This is a genomic window from Cellulomonas sp. KU4C, assembly GCF_056868065.1.
The window spans coordinates 3,597,162-3,612,557 of sequence record NZ_CP200322.1; the positions used below are offsets into that span (position 1 = coordinate 3,597,162).

Genomic DNA, 15,396 nt, shown 5'->3' on the forward strand with positions numbered 1-15,396 from the left:
CCGATCATGCCCCGCCGGTGCGGGTGCGGGCACCCCGTCCCGGATGCGGGCGGGCGGGCCGCGCCGCAGACTGCGGACGTGCCCGCCGATCCCGCCATCACCCAGCCGACCGACGACGCGCCGCTGGGCGCCGACCTGCTGCCGGAGCCCGTCGCCCGGACCCTCCCGCACGTCCCCGGCGTCGGCGCGGACGGCCGCCCCCGGCCCGACGCCCCGCTCGTCGCGGTCACCGGGGTCACCGGCTACGTCGGCGGCCGCCTGGTGCCGGAGCTGCTCGCCGCGGGGTACCGGGTCCGCGCCATCGCGCGCCGGCCCGAGCGGCTGCGCGGCCGGCCGTGGTACGACGCGGTGGAGGTCGCCCAGGCGGACGCCGCCGACCCCGCGGAGATCCGCGCGGCGCTCGACGGCGTCGACATCGCGTACTACCTGATCCACTCCCTGGGCACGGGCCGGCGGTTCGAGCAGCGCGACCGGTCGACGGCACTGACCTTCGGCCGGGCGGCGCGCGAGGCCGGGGTCGGGCGGATCGTCTACCTGGGCGGGCTCTCGCCGGACGTCGAGGACCTGTCCCCGCACCTGGCGTCCCGCAAGGAGGTCGGCGAGATCCTGCTGGCGTCCGGCGTGCCGACCACGGTGCTGCGCGCGGCAGTCATCCTCGGGTCGGGGTCGGCGTCGTTCGAGATGATGCGGTACCTCACCGAGCGGCTGCCCGCGATGACCGTGCCGCGCTGGGTGGAGAACCGGATCCAGCCGATCGCCGTGCGCGACGTGCTGCGCTACCTCGTCGGGTCCGCCGCGATGCCACCGGAGGTGAGCCGGGAGTTCGACATCGGCGGGCCGGAGGTCCTCACCTACCGCGAGATGATGCAGGGCTACGCCAAGGCCGCGGGGCTGCCCCGCCGCCTGATCGTGCCGGTGCCGGTGCTGACCCCGAAGCTGTCGAGCCTGTGGGTCGGCCTGGTCACGCCCGTGCCGTCCGGCCTGGCGCGGCCGCTGGTCGAGTCTCTGGTGCACGAGGTGGTCTGCGAGGAGCACGACATCGCCGAGCACGTCCCGGACCCGCCCGAGGGCCTGATCGGGTTCGACCGCGCGATGCGGCTCGCGCTGGCCCGGATCCGCGAGGCCGACGTCACGACGCGCTGGTCGTCGGCCGGTGTGCCGGGCGTGCCGAGCGAGCCCCTGCCGTCGGACCCCGACTGGGCGGGCGGGTCGCTGTACGTCGACGAGCGGCGGATCACCGTGGACGCCTCCCCCGCGTCGCTGTGGCGCGTGCTCGAGGCCGTCGGCGGCGAGCGCGGCTGGTACTCCTGGTCGCTCGCCTGGCGGATCCGCGGGCTGGCCGACCGCGTCGTCGGCGGTCCGGGTCTGCGTCGCGGCCGCCGCGACCCCGACCGGCTGGTCGTGGACGACGCGGTGGACTTCTGGCGGGTCGAGGAGGTCGACCCCGGCCGGCTTCTGCGCCTGCGCGCCGAGATGCGCGTGCCCGGGCTGGCGTGGCTGGAGCTGCGCGTGGAGCCCGACGGCGAGCAGCCCGAGGCCGCCGGCGGCGGTCCCGGCCGGGCCGCGCCGGTCGACCCGGACCGGTGGGCGACCCCGCCGACGACGTTCGCGCAGCGCGCGGTGTTCCACCCGCACGGCCTGCTGGGACAGCTCTACTGGTGGTCGGTCTACCCGTTCCACGGGATCGTGTTCGGCGGGATGCAGCGGAACATCGCGCGGGCGGCGCAGACGGCGGAGCGGGCACGGCGGGACCGCGCGCGGGGCTGAGCGGCGGTCAGCGCCCGCGGCGCCGGAACGTCGGCGCGTCCTCGACGTACGGCAGCCACGCCGCACGCTCGGCCTCGCCGATCCGGCGCGGCGACCCCGAGGCGGCGTCGACGAGCACCAGCGTCGTGACCGCCCGGGCGTAGGGGTCGCCGGTCGCGGCGCCCTCGTCGCGCACCTCGTAGCAGACGTCGATGCTGGCGCCCCCGAGGTGGCCGATCCACATGTCGACCGCCACGGGGGTCCGCCGGTAGCCGAGCGGGCGCAGGTACTCGATCTCCTGCCGGGCGACGAGGGTGGCGGTCCGGGCTCCGGGACCGGCGTCGAGCACGGCCGTGGGACAGGTCTCCGGGGCGGGCGACGGGGCCGGCGACGGGGTCTGCGAGGTCGCCGCGGCCTCGCCGAGCGGCTCCGCGGGGGCGGGGTGCGCCCAGAACGCCTGGATCCGGGCCTCCTCCAGCAGGCGCAGCATCTCGACGTTGTTCACGTGCCCGTACGCGTCCATGTCGGACCACCGCAGCTGGACCGGCACCCGCAGCCTCGTCATGCACCCACTCCGTCCCGTCGGGCCCGGCCGGTCGACCGGGACCCCGCCATCCTGCCTCCTGCGCGGCGGGCCTGGTCGCGGCAGGTCGCGAGGTCGGCGAGCACTCCCGCCACGGGGTCGACGACCCGGGAGCGCGCGACCGCGGCCACGGCGGCGTGCAGCCGGGTCCGGGCGGCGCGGGCGCGGCGGTGCCCCCCGACCCGGGCGAGCAGCGACGCCAGCAGCGCGAGCAGCACCCCGGCGAGCACGCCCCCGGCCAGCAGCGCCGTCGGCGCGGGCAGCGGCCCCCACTGCGGGGTGCGGGGCTCGGGGAGCCGGAGGTACGCGAGCCCGGCGAGCACGCCCAGCCACACCGCACCGGCGACGGCCGCCGCCAGCAGCACCCACTGGAGCGCCCCGACCGCGCGGGCCCAGGCCGCCGGGCGGGTCGGCAGCAGGGGTGTGGCGGCGACGGCCCGGTCGAGGTCGTCGGCCAGGGCGTCGCCGAGGTCCGCGGCGCCGGCGCGCGCTCGGGCGTCGAGCGCCCACGCGTCGGGGACGCCCTCGGTGGCCGCGTCCACGTACCGGCGGACCGCGGAGCCGGCGGCGGCGCGGGCGGCGGGCCCCGGGGCGGGCAGCGACGTGCGCGCGGTGCCGTCCGCCGGGACCTCGCCGGCCGCGAGGTGCAGCCGCCGCAGCGGGTCGGGCCGCAGCCGCGCCAGCCACCGGACCGGCGGCCACCCGGTGCGTGCCGTGACCCGGCGGACCGCGGCGCCGCGCACCGCGGCCACGACGACGGGCACCCCGGCGGCGTCCGCGAGCGCCTCGACCAGGGCGTCGGGTGCCGGCGTGCGCGTCCGGCCGCGTCCTGCCTCGCCGACGGCCGTCAGCACCTGGTGGGCGGCCACCTCGACGTCGGCCTCCCACCGGCGGGTCGCGGCCTGCCGGCGGGCCGCGGCGTCGTCGAGCAGGTCCCGCAGCGCGTCCATCCCGGCGCCCGTGCGGGCGGAGACCGCCACCGCGCGGACGTCCCCCAGGCCGTCCTGGGCGGCGAGCCGGCGCAGGTCGGTGAGCACCGCCGCGGACTCGGCGGGCGCGAGCCGGTCCGCCTGGTTCAGCACGAGCACGACGACGTCGGCGTGCCGGGCCAGCGGGCGCAGGTAGCGCTCGTGCAGGGCGGCGTCCGCGTACTTCTGCGGGTCGACGACCCAGACCAGCAGGTCCACGCGCTCCAGCAGGTGCTCGGACCGCAGCCGGTGCTCGGTGACGACCGAGTCGTGGTCGGGCAGGTCCAGCAGCACGAGACCGCCCGCACCGGCGGGCCCGTCGACCTCGTGCCGGCGGCGGACGCCCAGCCAGTCGAGCAGGGGCGCCGCACCGGGCCCGCGGACCGCGGCGAAAGCCTCGGAGGTCGTCGGCCGCTGGACGCCCGTACCGGCGAGCTCCTGGCCCACCAGGGCGTTGAACAGCGACGACTTGCCCGAGCCCGTGGACCCGGCGAGCGCCACCACGGTGTGCTCCGCGGACAGCGCGGCGCGCTCGGCGGCGCGGGCGACGACCGTCCGCCCGGCGTCGAGGACGGCCGGGGGCAGGCGCGGCCCGCCCGCGTCGAGCGCGGCGGCCAGGGCGGTGGCGCGCTCGTGCAGCGTCGGGCTCATCGGGCGTCCCCCCGGCCGAGCAGCCGGCGCCAGAACCCCGGGCGGGCCGGGGGCTCGGTGGTGGGCGCGCCGGGGGTGCCGGTCCGGTGCGTCCCGGCCCGGTGCGTCCCGGTCCCGCGCAGCCGGGTCGTGGGCGCGGCGGACCCGGCGTCCTGCGGGATCCCGGTCGACGCCGTCCGACCGGCCCGCTCGGCGGCCGCCGCATGCTGCACAGCGAGGGCCGCGGACCGCAGTCCCGTGCCGCCGACGACGGTCAGCGCGTCGAGCTGCGCGGTGTACCGGGCGGCCTCGCCGGACAGCACCTGCCGGACCCGGGCGTCGAGGCGCTCCCGGGCGGTCGCGGTGAGGCGGCGCACGGCGTCGTCGCCGAACACCGCCTCCAGCAGCTTCTGCGCGACGACCGCGGTGCCGCCGGCGATCCCGACCTCGATGCCCGTCAACCCGCCCGTCGACGCGAACGCCAGCACCATCAGGCTGACGCCGAGCGCGTTGACGCCGAACGACAGCGCCCGCGCCGTGCCCCGCCGCTGGGACCCCTGCTCGCGGACCAGGTCCAGCACGTCGGACTGCCAGTCGCGGACCTGCTGCTCGACGTGCGCCCGCAGCGACGCGGACGACCGGGACAGGTCGAGGTCCGGCAGCAGCGCCGCACCGGCGGCGTCCCCGCGCCACGCGGCGTGGGTGCGCTCGGCGGCGGCGTCGGCGGCGTCCAGCACGACCGCCGCCAGCCCGTGCGCGATGGCCTGCTCCACCGGCGGGGCCGCGGCGGGCCGCCCCCGGACGAACCCGACGACCACGTCCCGGACCCGCCCGACCCGCTGCTCCACGGACCGCAGCAGCTCCCCCGTGCCGACCAGCCCTGCCAGCGGGCGAGCACCTCGCCGCGCAGCATCGCCCCGTCCGACGTCGCGGCGGTGACCTGCGCGGCCGCCTCCGCGTACGACCGGGCCACGGCGTCCCGCAGCCGGGCGTCGGCGACGACCTGCGCGTCCGCCGCGGCCGCGAGCCCCCGCGCGCGCCGGGCGAGGTCGTCGACGACGCCGTCCCGGGTGAGCAGCGCGACGGCCGCCCGGGCGTCCGCGTCGCCGAGCGCGGACAGCCAGCCGGCCAGCTCCGCGACCGCCCGCTCGGGCAGCAGCCCGTCCGCGTCCAGCCCCTCCTCGACGGCGAACAGGGGCGCGGCGGTCAGCCCCGCCTCGTCCATCATCCGCCGCAGGTCCGTCACCGCCGCCCCGGCGCCCGGGTCGACGCGGTCGGCGACGAGGGCGACCTGCGCGTGCCGCTCGGCGGCGCCCTGGAGGAGGTCCCACGGCACGGCGTCGGCGTACCGGGCGGCGGTGGTGACGAACACCCACAGGTCCGCGGCGGCCAGCAGCTGGGCGGCGAGCGCGCGGTTCGCGACCTCGACGGAGTCGACGTCCGGGGCGTCGAGCAGGGCCAGTCCGCGGGGCAGGGCCTCGCTGGCGACCAGGCGCACCGCCGCCGTGCCGCCGCCCGCGGGGTCCGGGGAGTCCGTCGGGCGGGGCCCGGCGCCCGACGCCTGAGGGCCGCCGGGCCCACCGGTCACGCGCGCGAGTCCCGGCAGCACCCGGTCGCTCGCGAACCAGCGCCCGTCGAGCGGGTGGTGCACGAGCACCGGCGAGCGTGTGGTCGGCCGCAGCACGCCCGGGTCGGTCACCCGGGCGCCGAGCAGGGAGTTGACCAGCGTGGACTTGCCCGCGCCCGTGGAGCCGCCGACGACCACCAGCAGGGGGGCGCTCCCGGCCCGCAGCCGCGGCAGCAGGTAGTCGTCGAGCTGGTCGAGCGCGGCCCGCCGGTCGCCGCGCGCCGCCGGGGCGTCCGGGGTCTCGAGCGGCAGGGCGAGCTCGCGGAGGCGGGCGTGCAGGCGCTCGAGGGCGTCGACGAGGGCGGCGTCCGCGCCGGACGCCGGTGCGGGTGCCGGGCTGTCCGTCGCGTCGACCATGCGCCCATCCTGCCGGGCGGGGGCCGACGCGGCCACGGCGGTGTCGGCGAGGGCCGCCGGGCGGGGCGGCGGGGCGGCCCCGCGGGGCGGCTGGGCGGGGCGGCCCTGGACGCGGACCGGCCGCCGACCCCCGGGTTCAGGGGGCGGCGGCCGGTCCGGGCGTGCGCGGGTCGGTCAGTCGCGCGTGAGCTTGCGGTAGGTCACCCGGTGCGGGCGGGCCGCGTCGGCGCCGAGGCGCGCGATCTTGTTCTCCTCGTAGGAGGCGAAGTTGCCCTCGAACCAGTACCAGCTCGACGGGTTCTCCTCGGTGCCCTCGTACGCCAGGATGTGCGTCGCCACCCGGTCGAGGAACCACCGGTCGTGGGAGACCACGACGGCGCAGCCCGGGAACTCCAGCAGGGCGTTCTCCAGCGAGCCGAGGGTCTCGACGTCGAGGTCGTTGGTGGGCTCGTCGAGGAGCAGCAGGTTGCCGCCCTGCTTGAGCGTGAGCGCGAGGTTGAGGCGGTTGCGCTCACCACCGGACAGCACGCCGGCGGGCTTCTGCTGGTCCGGGCCCTTGAAGCCGAACGACGCGACGTAGGCGCGGGACGGCATCTCGACGTTGCCGACCTTGATGAAGTCGAGCCCGTCGGACACGACCTCCCAGAGGGTCTTCTTCGGGTCGATGCCGCCGCGGGACTGGTCGACGTACGACACGGAGACCGTCTCGCCGACCTTGAGGGTGCCGCCGTCGAGCGGCTCCAGGCCGACGATCGTCTTGAACAGGGTCGTCTTGCCGACGCCGTTCGGGCCGATGACGCCGACGATGCCGTTGCGGGGCAGCGTGAACGACAGGCCGTCGATCAGCTTGCGGCCGTCGAAGCCCTTCTCGAGGTCGCTCGCCTCGAGGACCACGGAGCCCAGGCGCGGGCCCGGCGGGATCTGGATCTCCTCGAAGTCCAGCTTCCGGGTGCGGTCCGCCTCGGCGGCCATCTCCTCGTAGCGGGCCAGACGTGCCTTGGACTTGGCCTGGCGGCCCTTGGCGCTGGACCGGACCCACTCGAGCTCGTCCTTGAGGCGCTTGGCGAGCTTCACGTCCTTCTTGCCCTGCACCTCCAGACGGGCCTGCTTCTTCTCCAGGTAGGTGGAGTAGTTGCCCTCGTACGGGTACAGGCGGCCGCGGTCGACCTCGCAGATCCACTCCGCGACGTGGTCGAGGAAGTACCGGTCGTGGGTGACGGCGAGCACGGCGCCGGGGTACGACGCGAGGTGCTGCTCGAGCCACAGCACGCTCTCGGCGTCCAGGTGGTTGGTGGGCTCGTCGAGGAGCAGCAGGTCGGGCTTCTCGAGCAGGAGCTTGCACAGGGCGACGCGGCGGCGCTCACCACCGGAGAGCACCGTCACGTCGGCGTCCGGCGGCGGGCAGCGCAGCGCGTCCATCGCCTGCTCGAGCTGGGCGTCGAGGTCCCACGCGTCCGCGGCGTCGATGGCCTCCTGCAGCACGCCCATCTCGGCGAGCAGGGCGTCGAAGTCGGCGTCCGGCTCGGCCATGAGCGCCGAGATCTCGTTGAACCGGTCGATCTTGCCCTTGATCTCGGCGACGCCCTCCTGGACGTTGCCGAGGACGGTCTTCTCCTCGTTCAGCGGCGGCTCCTGCTGGAGGATGCCGACCGTGAAGCCGGGGCTGAGGCGCGCCTCGCCGTTGGAGGGCTGGTCGAGCCCGGCCATGATCTTGAGGATGGTCGACTTGCCCGCGCCGTTCGGCCCGACGACGCCGATCTTGGCGCCGGGCAGGAAGTTCAGCGAGACGTCGTCGAGGATGACCTTGTCGCCGTGCGCCTTGCGCGCCTTGTACATGCTGTAGATGAACTCAGCCACTGGCTCTTCGTCCGCCTCGGTGCTCGTCGGTGCTTCGGGTCGCGCGCGTCGGGTGCGGCGCTCGGGTCGTGCCCGAGACGTCGCGGGCGGCCGGGGGCGTCCCCGTGGGGGACGGTCGGCGGCGCCGGGCGACGTCGCGATCCCCCAGCCTAGGCGATCACGCCCGCCGGGACACGGCCCCCGGGCCCGCCGTCCGCCGCCGCGGCCGCCCGCGACGGCTCAGGCCGCGGCCCGGACGTCCCCGGCCGGGTCGTCCTCCAGCACGACCACGCCGGTCAGGTCGACCGGCGCCGGCGCCGGACCGCCCTCGCCGCCGACGCCGCCGACGCCGGCGCCCGGGCCCTCGCCGTCCTCCGGCCGCCCCTCCCGCACCGTCCGCTTGAACCGCGTGGACCCGCGCGCGAGGTCGTGCCCGACCGAGTCGGCGGTGATCTCCGCGGTGGTCCGGGTGCTGCCGTCGGGCGCGGTCCACTCCACCATCGCGAGCCGCCCGTGCACGAGCACCGGGTCCCCGCGCCGCAGCGACTCGGCGACGTGCACGGCCAGGTGCCGGAACGTCTTGACCGTGAACCAGCTGGTGACCCCGTCCACGTACGCGTCCCGCGCCCGGTCGTACACCCGCGGGGTGCTCGCGAGCCGGAACCGCGTGAACGCCACCTGCCCGCCCTCGCCCTGGTGGTACAGGGGCACGTTGCCCACCCAGCCGACCACCGTGACGTCGAGCTCGTTGACCGCCATGCGTCCTCCTCGTCCGTGCCGGCACCCGGTCGGGCCGGCCGTTGGGACGAGGTTCGCCGCCCGGGTGGCACCGGCGCACGGCACCGGGCCTCGATCTGGGGACGACGCGCAGCCCGCGTGCCTGTGGAGGGGTCGGTGCCCGCTCGTGGAGCGGTCAGGCCTGCCGGGCGCCGTGCGCGAGCTCGCGGACCCGGCGGTGCTCCGCGAGCACCGCGGCCGTCGGCTCAGCGAGGCAGGTCCGGGCCACGCCCTCCAGCGCCTCGCGACCGTCACGGCGCACCCCCTCGGCCCGCCGGACCGCGGCCGACCGTCGGGCGCGCACCGCGAGCACCGCGGCGACCACCGCGAGGACGGCCGCCCCCACGGCGACCGGCCAGGCCAGGCGCAGCGCCTCGCCCAGACCGCCGGTGCCGAGCGCCAGCCCGCCGCCGACCCCCGCCGCCACGAGGGCCGCGGCCCCGAGCACGAACGCCAGGACGGACAGCGTGGCCGCGAGGCCGGACCGGCGGGCGACCACGGCGACCCGGGACAGGGCGTCGTCGGCCGCGGAGCGGATCTGCTCGGTGCCGGCCAGCCGGGCGCGGACGGACTCGGCCCAGCGGCGCGGGAGCCGCGCGGTCACGGCGTCGGCCCACTGCCCGCGGGCGAGCGCGACGGCGCCCTCCTGCACGGAGACGAACGACGGCAGCGGGTCCTCGCTGCCCCGGACGACGGCGGCCACGGCGTCGGCGATCGCCGGCAGCCCGGCGGCCTGGGCGAGCGTGACGGCCACGGGCGTGACGTCCAGCACGTCGGCGGGCGGCTCGGCGTCGGCGACCTCCGCCTCGACCAGCCGAGCCGCGTCGGAGATCTCCGCCGACGCGCGCCGGGCCGCGAGGCTCTGCCGGCCGACGACCTCGGCCAGGGTGTCGCGCATCTCCGCGACGCCCTCGCCCGTCCGGGCCGACGTGGCACGCACCTCGACACCGGTCAGCCCGTCCTGGACGAGCAGCCGGGAGACGTCCTCGACCAGCGCGTCGCGCTGCCCCTCGGGGACGGTGTCGACCTGGTTGAGCACGACGAGCATCGCGCCCTCGTGCCCGACGAGGCCGCGCAGGTAGCCGGAGTGCAGGGCGTCGTCCGCGTACTTCTGCGGGTCGACGACCCACACCAGCAGGTCCGCCATCGGCAGCAGCCGGTCGACCGCCGCCCGGTGGGCGTCCTCGATGGAGTCGTGGTCGGGCAGGTCGAGCAGCACCAGCCCGCGCAGCGGCGCCTCGGTGTCACCGTCGAGCGCGCTCTCCCGCTCGATCCGGTGGTCGGGGTCGACCTCGAGCCAGTCGAGCAGCGCGTCGCCGCCCGCGCCCCACACGCACGCGGTGGCCTCCGACGTGGTCGGGCGCTTGACGCCGACCTCCGCGAAGTCGAGGCCGCAGATCTCGTTGAACAGGCTGGACTTGCCCGAGCCCGTGCCGCCGAGCAGTGCGACGACGGTGTGGTCGACGCCGAGCGCGAGGCGGGCCCGCACGTGGTCGCCGTTCTCCCGGACGCGCGCCGCGGTCGCCGGGTCGATGCGGTCCCCGCCGACGACCAGCGCCTCCTGCAGCTGCGCGAGCCGGCGGGTCAGCGACGCGGTGTCGCTCCCCGGGTTGGCCTCGGGCGAGGCGGGCGCCGGCGCGGGCGGGTCGGCGGGCACGGCCACGGGGGTCGTCGGCTCGGTCATGTCAGCCCCTTGATCACGGCGAGCCGCAGCCGCAGGGTCGACGCGGCGTCGGGTGCGAGCTCGGGCCGGTCCAGCACCGCGAGCGCGGCGTCGCGCTCCCGCTCGGCCTGCGCGGCGGCGTGGCCGGCGAGCCGGTCGCGCAGCTCGGCGACGACCGCCGCACCGCGCGCGCCCAGCAGGTCGCCCAGCATCCGGTCGGCCGGCTCCAGCCCGGCGGCGGCCGCGAGCGCGAGCGCCGCCAGCCCCTCGTCGCCGAGCGCGCGCTGGGCGGCCTCGGCGCGCCGGGTGGCCCGGGCGGCGGCGCGCCGGGTCGCGCGGTCGGCGCCGTCGGGCACCGGTACCGGCCCGGAGACGATCCCCGTGAGCACGTCGACCGCGCCGCCGACCCACTCGCGTGCGGCGCGCTCGACCTCGCGGGGCCGGTCGGCCGCACGGTCGGTCGCGGGCCACGCCTCGGCGGCGGAGCGCGCGCCGGCCGGGCCCGTCGCCAGCGCGTCGCGCAGCGCCCGCTCGGTGGCGGCGCCCACGGCCGCGAGCGTCGACGCGGCGGACGACACCAGGTCCTGGACCAGCGGCAGCACCGCAGCGGCGCGCTCCCGGCCGGTGCGGCGCGAGCGGTCGACCTTGCCGGAGCCGCGGACCACGCCCGCGAGCGGCGCACCGGGTGCCGTCAGCTCGGCCCAGCGGGCCTGCGCGGACCCCTGCGCGACGGTGCCGCGGGTGACGGTGCGGCGCGCGTCGTCGGCGGGGGCGCGCACGGCCTCGTCGAGCGCCTCGCGGACGGTCGTCGCGGCGGCGGCCTGGGCCTCGACGGCGTCGGCGAGCTCGTCGACCCACGGCCGCAGCGCGGCGAGCGAGCCGCGCAGGGTGCGGGCGACGACGGTGCGGGCCCGGTCGGGGCCGGCGAGCATCGACAGCCAGCGGTTGATCGGGGCGACCACGCCGGGCTCGAGCATCCCGGCGTGCGGGCCGACGTCCGGCACCACGAACAGGGGCGAGCCCTGCATCCCGTGCGACCGGAGCCGCTCGAGCAGGTCGCCGCGGACCGTCGGCAGCGACGTCGGGTCGACGCGGTTGAGCACCATCGCCACGGACGCGCCGCGCTCGGTCGCGCCGCCGAGCACCCGCCACGGCAGGGCGTCGCCGTACCGGGCGGCGGTCGTGACGAACAGCCACAGGTCGGCGGCCTCGAGCAGCCGGTGCGCGGAGCGGCGGTTGCCGGCCTCCACGGAGTCCAGGTCGGGGGCGTCCATCAGGGCGATGCCGCGCGGCACCTGCTCGGACGCGACGACCTCGACCGCGTCGGTCACGGGGTGCTCGCGCACCAGCTCGGCGTCCTCCGGGTGGTGCACCAGGACGGGCCGCCGCGTGGTCGGCCGGAGCACGCCCGCCGTGGTGACCTCGGTCCCGACCAGCGAGTTGACCAGCGTGGACTTGCCCGCACCCGTCGACCCGGCGACGACGACGATCGCCGGCGCGGACAGCTGCCGCAGGCGCGGCACCAGGTGGTCGGCGAGCTGGTCGACCAGCCTGGTCCGGGACGCGCGGCTGGCGTCGACCCCGGGGACCTCCAGCGGGAAGTCCGTGGCACGGACGTCGCGCAGCAGGTCGGTGATCGCATCGAGCAGGGACGTGGCGGCGAGCGGCCGGTCCAGGATGTCCCTCGCGGCCGAATCCGCCGCCTGCACGTTCACTCCCCCATCCTCACCCGTCCGGGGGTACCGCACCAAACGTCCGCGCCGCGTGACCTGCGACGGTGTCGATCCGCGGGACGTGCGCGGCGCCGCGTAGTCTGGTGCGCCGGGCCGGCCCGCGGCCGACCCGACGCCTCCATAGCTCAATGGATAGAGCAACGGCCTTCTAATCCGTAGGTTGCAGGTTCGAGTCCTGCTGGGGGCACGCCGAGGCAGCTGCGGCCACCTGTCCGCAGCGAAGTCGCAGTGCGCCGGCGTCCGGCCCGTCCGGCACAGCCGCGGTCGCTCGGTCTGTCCGCACTCGGCGTGCTCAGTCTTCCGCTCCGGGAGCCAGGCATGCCGCGAGCTGGTGGAAGAAGTTGTGCCGCGCCCAGGCCTTGCGGTCGCCGATGACATACAGCCGTCGCTTGGCCCGGCTGGCGGCCACGTTGACGAGGTTGACGGTGGAGGCCGCCCAAGCCTTCGCACCAGGCGAGCCGGGATCGCCCCCGAGGACGAGGAAGACGACCGAGGCCTCTCGTCCTTGGGCGGTGTGGATCGTTCCACCGCGGAGACCGGGGTACGACCGCGAGACGGACTCGAGCCGGTCGGCGACCACCCGGAACGGAGAGATCGCGATCACCTCACTCATCGGGACGCCGTGGGTCTCGAGGTACGCGAGCGCTCGCTCCAGCCGGGCGATCTGGTTCTCCTGCAGGTGAGTGCCCTGGGTCGGCGCTGGCTCGTCCACCCAGTGGCTCGCGACGACGATCGGCCCGTCCACGCCGTCGAAGAGATCGGGCTCGCGGGGATCGTCCAACCGACGTGTTACCCCGTTCACCATGATCCCGTCGTAGGCGATGCCGTTGCAGAGCGTGAACATCGGGTCGTCGCAACGACGGTGCACCGTCAGCGGTGCACTGATCCACACCTGCTGGTCACCCTGCCGCAGGGTCGTGCCGTGGTGCGCGACCCGGTCCGCGAGGGTCTGGACCGACGATCGCGGAGGAATCCAGGTATCCGAGACGCCATATGCGACAGCGATGTCCCGCTGCGCCTTCTGAGGGATCGTCACGACCGGCTGGAGCTGGAGCGGGTCTCCGACGGCCACGACGCGCTGGGCGCGCCAGACCGCACCGGCTGCGTACTGCGGAGACGCCTGTCCGGCCTCGTCTACGAGCAGCCAACCGATGGCCTCCGGTCCGATGTTCCCGAACATGCGGCCGAATGACGCGAACGTCGTCGAGACCAAGGGCACGACGAGGAAGAACAGCTGCCACGCTGCCCGCCGCTTCTCTGGTTCAAGTCCGCGAGGCCCACCGTTGACGACGACCTCGAGCGCAGCGCGTAGTCCGTGCGACATGTCGGCGGCCGTGTTGGCGAGGAAGTCCTGGTGAAGCTGAAGTGCGGCGAGGAACAGGTCGGAGCGCGCAGCGTCGAGATCGCCGTCCAGCCAGGGTGCGTGAAGCTCACGAGTCTCGCCCGACCAGCGTGCCCCCGGATACGCCGTCCCGAGGTCCTTCTCGTCATCGGCGACCCGCAGCCGGAGCCCGCACAGCTCCTCAGACGCGCGTGCGTGCGAGCGCTCGGCGGCGGCGAGCTCGTGTCGGAGCTCGGCGACGCGGTCCTCCAGCTCGCGGGCGCGAGTCTCCGCCTGGTCTCGCGCCACCTCCGCCGCGTGCAGGTGACCGTTAAGGCGGGTGAGCACCGTTCGCCACTCTCTCAGTGCGCGACCGAAGGTCACGATCGTCTCGACCATGCCCGGCTTCACACCGACGTGCCTCTCACGCACCTCCGTCGCCCTGGCGACGTCGTGAGCTTCTCGCTCAGCTGCGTTCCGGCTCGCTTGGTGACGCGCTCGCGCCTCGTGGGACTCGACGCCGACCCGAGCGACCTCCTCACGCCGGAGGCGCTCGTCCTCGACCGCGGGCGACAGGCGCTGCAACCGCTCGTGTGCCTGCCGTCGCTGTGCGACGAGCGCGTCGACGCGAACCTCGGCCCGACGGAACGCGTCCCGTGCCTCGCCCCAGCTCGAGTGCGGATCCAGGCCGTCACGCCACCGGGCGAGGCGGGTCTGCATCCGCGGGACGCTGCCTGGCACCGGCTCTCTCGTCCTCGGGTCCGTCTTGTCGAACCAGAACGCCGAGTGGAACTCGCTTCGGTTGCGCTTGTTGCCGAGGCGAGCGGCCACCAAGCCCCACGCGAGTGTCTCCGGTGACTCCTCGTCGGACGAGGACTGGGACTCGACGAGGACGGCGGTGGCGATACCGGCGAAGTAGTCGGACGTGCCGTGCCACTGCGAGTGGATCGCTTCGTGCGAGGGGATCTCGGTCGTCACGTTCTCGACCGCAGCGTTGTTCGCCGAGGCGACGACCATCTCGAACCCCGTCAGCTCCGGTCGCAGCTGCCGCACCGCCCGTCGGTGCCCCTCTCCGCCCGTCCACCGGTGAGTCGTCGACGTGTACGCGTCGTCGGGAGACTCGAGGTCGGCAAGACGTCGGGCTCGTTCGACGACGTTTCCCGCGAGGATGTCCCGCAGCATGGTGGTCTTCCCGGTACCGGGGGGCCCGTTCACCCCCATCACGCCCCGTGTTCGCGCAAAGTCGTTCAGAGCCTGATTCACCGCGAACTGCTGTCGCAGGGCGAGACCGTGACGTGGGTGGGAAGGCCAACGTCCCTTCGGGAGACGGTCGATCCCGACGCCTGCGTCTGTTGCCTCACGCGTCCGGACGACGTCGATCCGGGCATGGTCGTCGAGGGCGCTGTCACTCGTCAGATAGGCGGAGAGCGCGTCGCCGCAACGGTCCGCACCAGCGATGCTCCAGCGGACACTCTCGAGGTCGTCGAGATAGAAGCTGTTGAGGAAATCCATGTCGCCCACGTCGTCTGCCCGCTGAGCTGACACGGCCGTGGACTGAACGACGATCGCCTCGGTGGCGAGACCCGGTGTTCCGACGATCCCAGCGACTTCCTGCGCGGCGCGCAGCATGCCCTGGAGCGACGCCCAGTCGTGGGCCGGCGGGGAGTCGCCGCCACCGAACTCTCGGCGCTCACCCTCGTGCTCGTCGACAGCCTCGAGCAACGCCCGAGCCGCATCAGGGAAGCCATCAGCCCACGTGCGGTCGTGTGCGCCGAGTCTGTCGATCCGCGCCACCGCCCACAACGCCGAGGACAGCACCGGCGAGCCGGCCACCAGCTTTCCGCTGCTGTCGATCAGGACCCCGGCGCACGCACTTCGCCCGGCTGGCCGCTCGTCGTAGGCTTCGTCGTCCTCGCCAAAGGCGCGATGCAGGTACTCGTAGGTCGTGTCGAGCTCGTAGACACCGAGATAGACGGTGTGCTGCCAGACCCGCCGCGTCTTGCCGAGCGGCGCGGGTGGCTGCAGCACGTCCCACGGGAGTCGATCGTTCGGCTTCAGCTCGACGACCTGCCGGTCGGCGGTGCGAGTCGCCGCTGGTGTGAGCTTCGGCAGCTTCTGGGGGCTGAAGAGCTCGGTCATCCACCAGTACCGAAGG

General features: G+C 75.8%; 8 protein-coding genes, 1 tRNA gene and 1 pseudogene. 2 read left to right on the top strand and 8 right to left on the bottom strand.

The window, feature by feature from the left end; all coding sequences use genetic code 11:
- Window positions 1-6 precede the first annotated feature (6 nt).
- Window positions 7-1,767: an SDR family oxidoreductase gene (locus AC1VL8_RS17095; RefSeq protein WP_389235539.1), complete on the top strand. Its 1,761-nt coding sequence runs from the start codon at window positions 7-9 to the stop codon at window positions 1,765-1,767.
- Window positions 1,768-1,774: 7 nt separating this feature from the next.
- On the opposite strand, the gene AC1VL8_RS17100 is transcribed toward AC1VL8_RS17095, so the two are convergent.
- The 7 genes and pseudogenes from AC1VL8_RS17100 to AC1VL8_RS17130 all read right to left on the bottom strand — a co-directional run bounded on the left by AC1VL8_RS17100 (window position 1,775) and on the right by AC1VL8_RS17130 (window position 11,902).
- Complete coding sequence (locus tag AC1VL8_RS17100) at window positions 1,775-2,311, bottom strand: acyl-CoA thioesterase (RefSeq protein ID WP_483076002.1); 537 nt, start codon at window positions 2,309-2,311, stop codon at window positions 1,775-1,777.
- Entirely contained in the window at window positions 2,308-3,948 is a 1,641-nt protein-coding gene (locus tag AC1VL8_RS17105; protein ID WP_483076003.1) for a GTPase, read from the bottom strand. The genes AC1VL8_RS17100 and AC1VL8_RS17105 overlap by 4 nt, the downstream gene beginning before the upstream one ends.
- Window positions 3,945-5,911 (bottom strand): annotated as a pseudogene (locus AC1VL8_RS17110) (dynamin family protein). Before AC1VL8_RS17110 ends, AC1VL8_RS17105 begins: the two are co-directional and overlap by 4 nt.
- A 174-nt stretch (window positions 5,912-6,085) precedes the next feature.
- Window positions 6,086-7,768 (bottom strand): energy-dependent translational throttle protein EttA, encoded by a 1,683-nt coding sequence (ettA, locus tag AC1VL8_RS17115; protein WP_389235452.1) that lies wholly within the window; start codon window positions 7,766-7,768, stop codon window positions 6,086-6,088.
- Window positions 7,769-7,987: 219 nt separating this feature from the next.
- The gene (locus AC1VL8_RS17120) at window positions 7,988-8,506 is read right to left on the bottom strand and encodes a single-stranded DNA-binding protein (protein ID WP_483076004.1); all 519 of its coding nucleotides are present in this window, start codon (window positions 8,504-8,506) and stop codon (window positions 7,988-7,990) included.
- A gap of 154 nt (window positions 8,507-8,660) precedes the next feature.
- Window positions 8,661-10,208, bottom strand: a complete 1,548-nt coding sequence (locus AC1VL8_RS17125) for a GTPase (protein ID WP_483076005.1) — start codon at window positions 10,206-10,208, stop codon at window positions 8,661-8,663.
- Window positions 10,205-11,902 (bottom strand): dynamin family protein, encoded by a 1,698-nt coding sequence (locus AC1VL8_RS17130; protein WP_483076006.1) that lies wholly within the window; start codon window positions 11,900-11,902, stop codon window positions 10,205-10,207. Before AC1VL8_RS17130 ends, AC1VL8_RS17125 begins: the two co-directional genes overlap by 4 nt.
- A 132-nt stretch (window positions 11,903-12,034) precedes the next feature.
- Here AC1VL8_RS17130 and AC1VL8_RS17135 point away from each other — a divergent pair.
- A tRNA-Arg gene (locus AC1VL8_RS17135) sits at window positions 12,035-12,107 on the top strand.
- 105 nt (window positions 12,108-12,212) lie between these two features.
- On the opposite strand, the gene AC1VL8_RS17140 is transcribed toward AC1VL8_RS17135, so the two are convergent.
- Window positions 12,213-15,380, bottom strand: a complete 3,168-nt coding sequence (locus tag AC1VL8_RS17140; RefSeq protein ID WP_483076007.1) for a DEAD/DEAH box helicase — start codon at window positions 15,378-15,380, stop codon at window positions 12,213-12,215.
- Window positions 15,381-15,396 lie beyond the last annotated feature (16 nt).

What these genes read in the sequence shown, in the direction of transcription:
- AC1VL8_RS17095 (WP_389235539.1), top strand. Translation starts at nt 7, where the DNA reads ATGCCCCGCCGGTGCGGGTGCGGGCACCCCGTCCCGGATGCGGGCGGG.
- AC1VL8_RS17100 (WP_483076002.1), bottom strand. Translation starts at nt 2,311, where the DNA reads ATGACGAGGCTGCGGGTGCCGGTCCAGCTGCGGTGGTCCGACATGGAC.
- AC1VL8_RS17105 (WP_483076003.1), bottom strand. Translation starts at nt 3,948, where the DNA reads ATGAGCCCGACGCTGCACGAGCGCGCCACCGCCCTGGCCGCCGCGCTC.
- AC1VL8_RS17120 (WP_483076004.1), bottom strand. Translation starts at nt 8,506, where the DNA reads ATGGCGGTCAACGAGCTCGACGTCACGGTGGTCGGCTGGGTGGGCAAC.
- AC1VL8_RS17125 (WP_483076005.1), bottom strand. Translation starts at nt 10,208, where the DNA reads ATGACCGAGCCGACGACCCCCGTGGCCGTGCCCGCCGACCCGCCCGCG.
- AC1VL8_RS17140 (WP_483076007.1), bottom strand. Translation starts at nt 15,380, where the DNA reads ATGACCGAGCTCTTCAGCCCCCAGAAGCTGCCGAAGCTCACACCAGCG.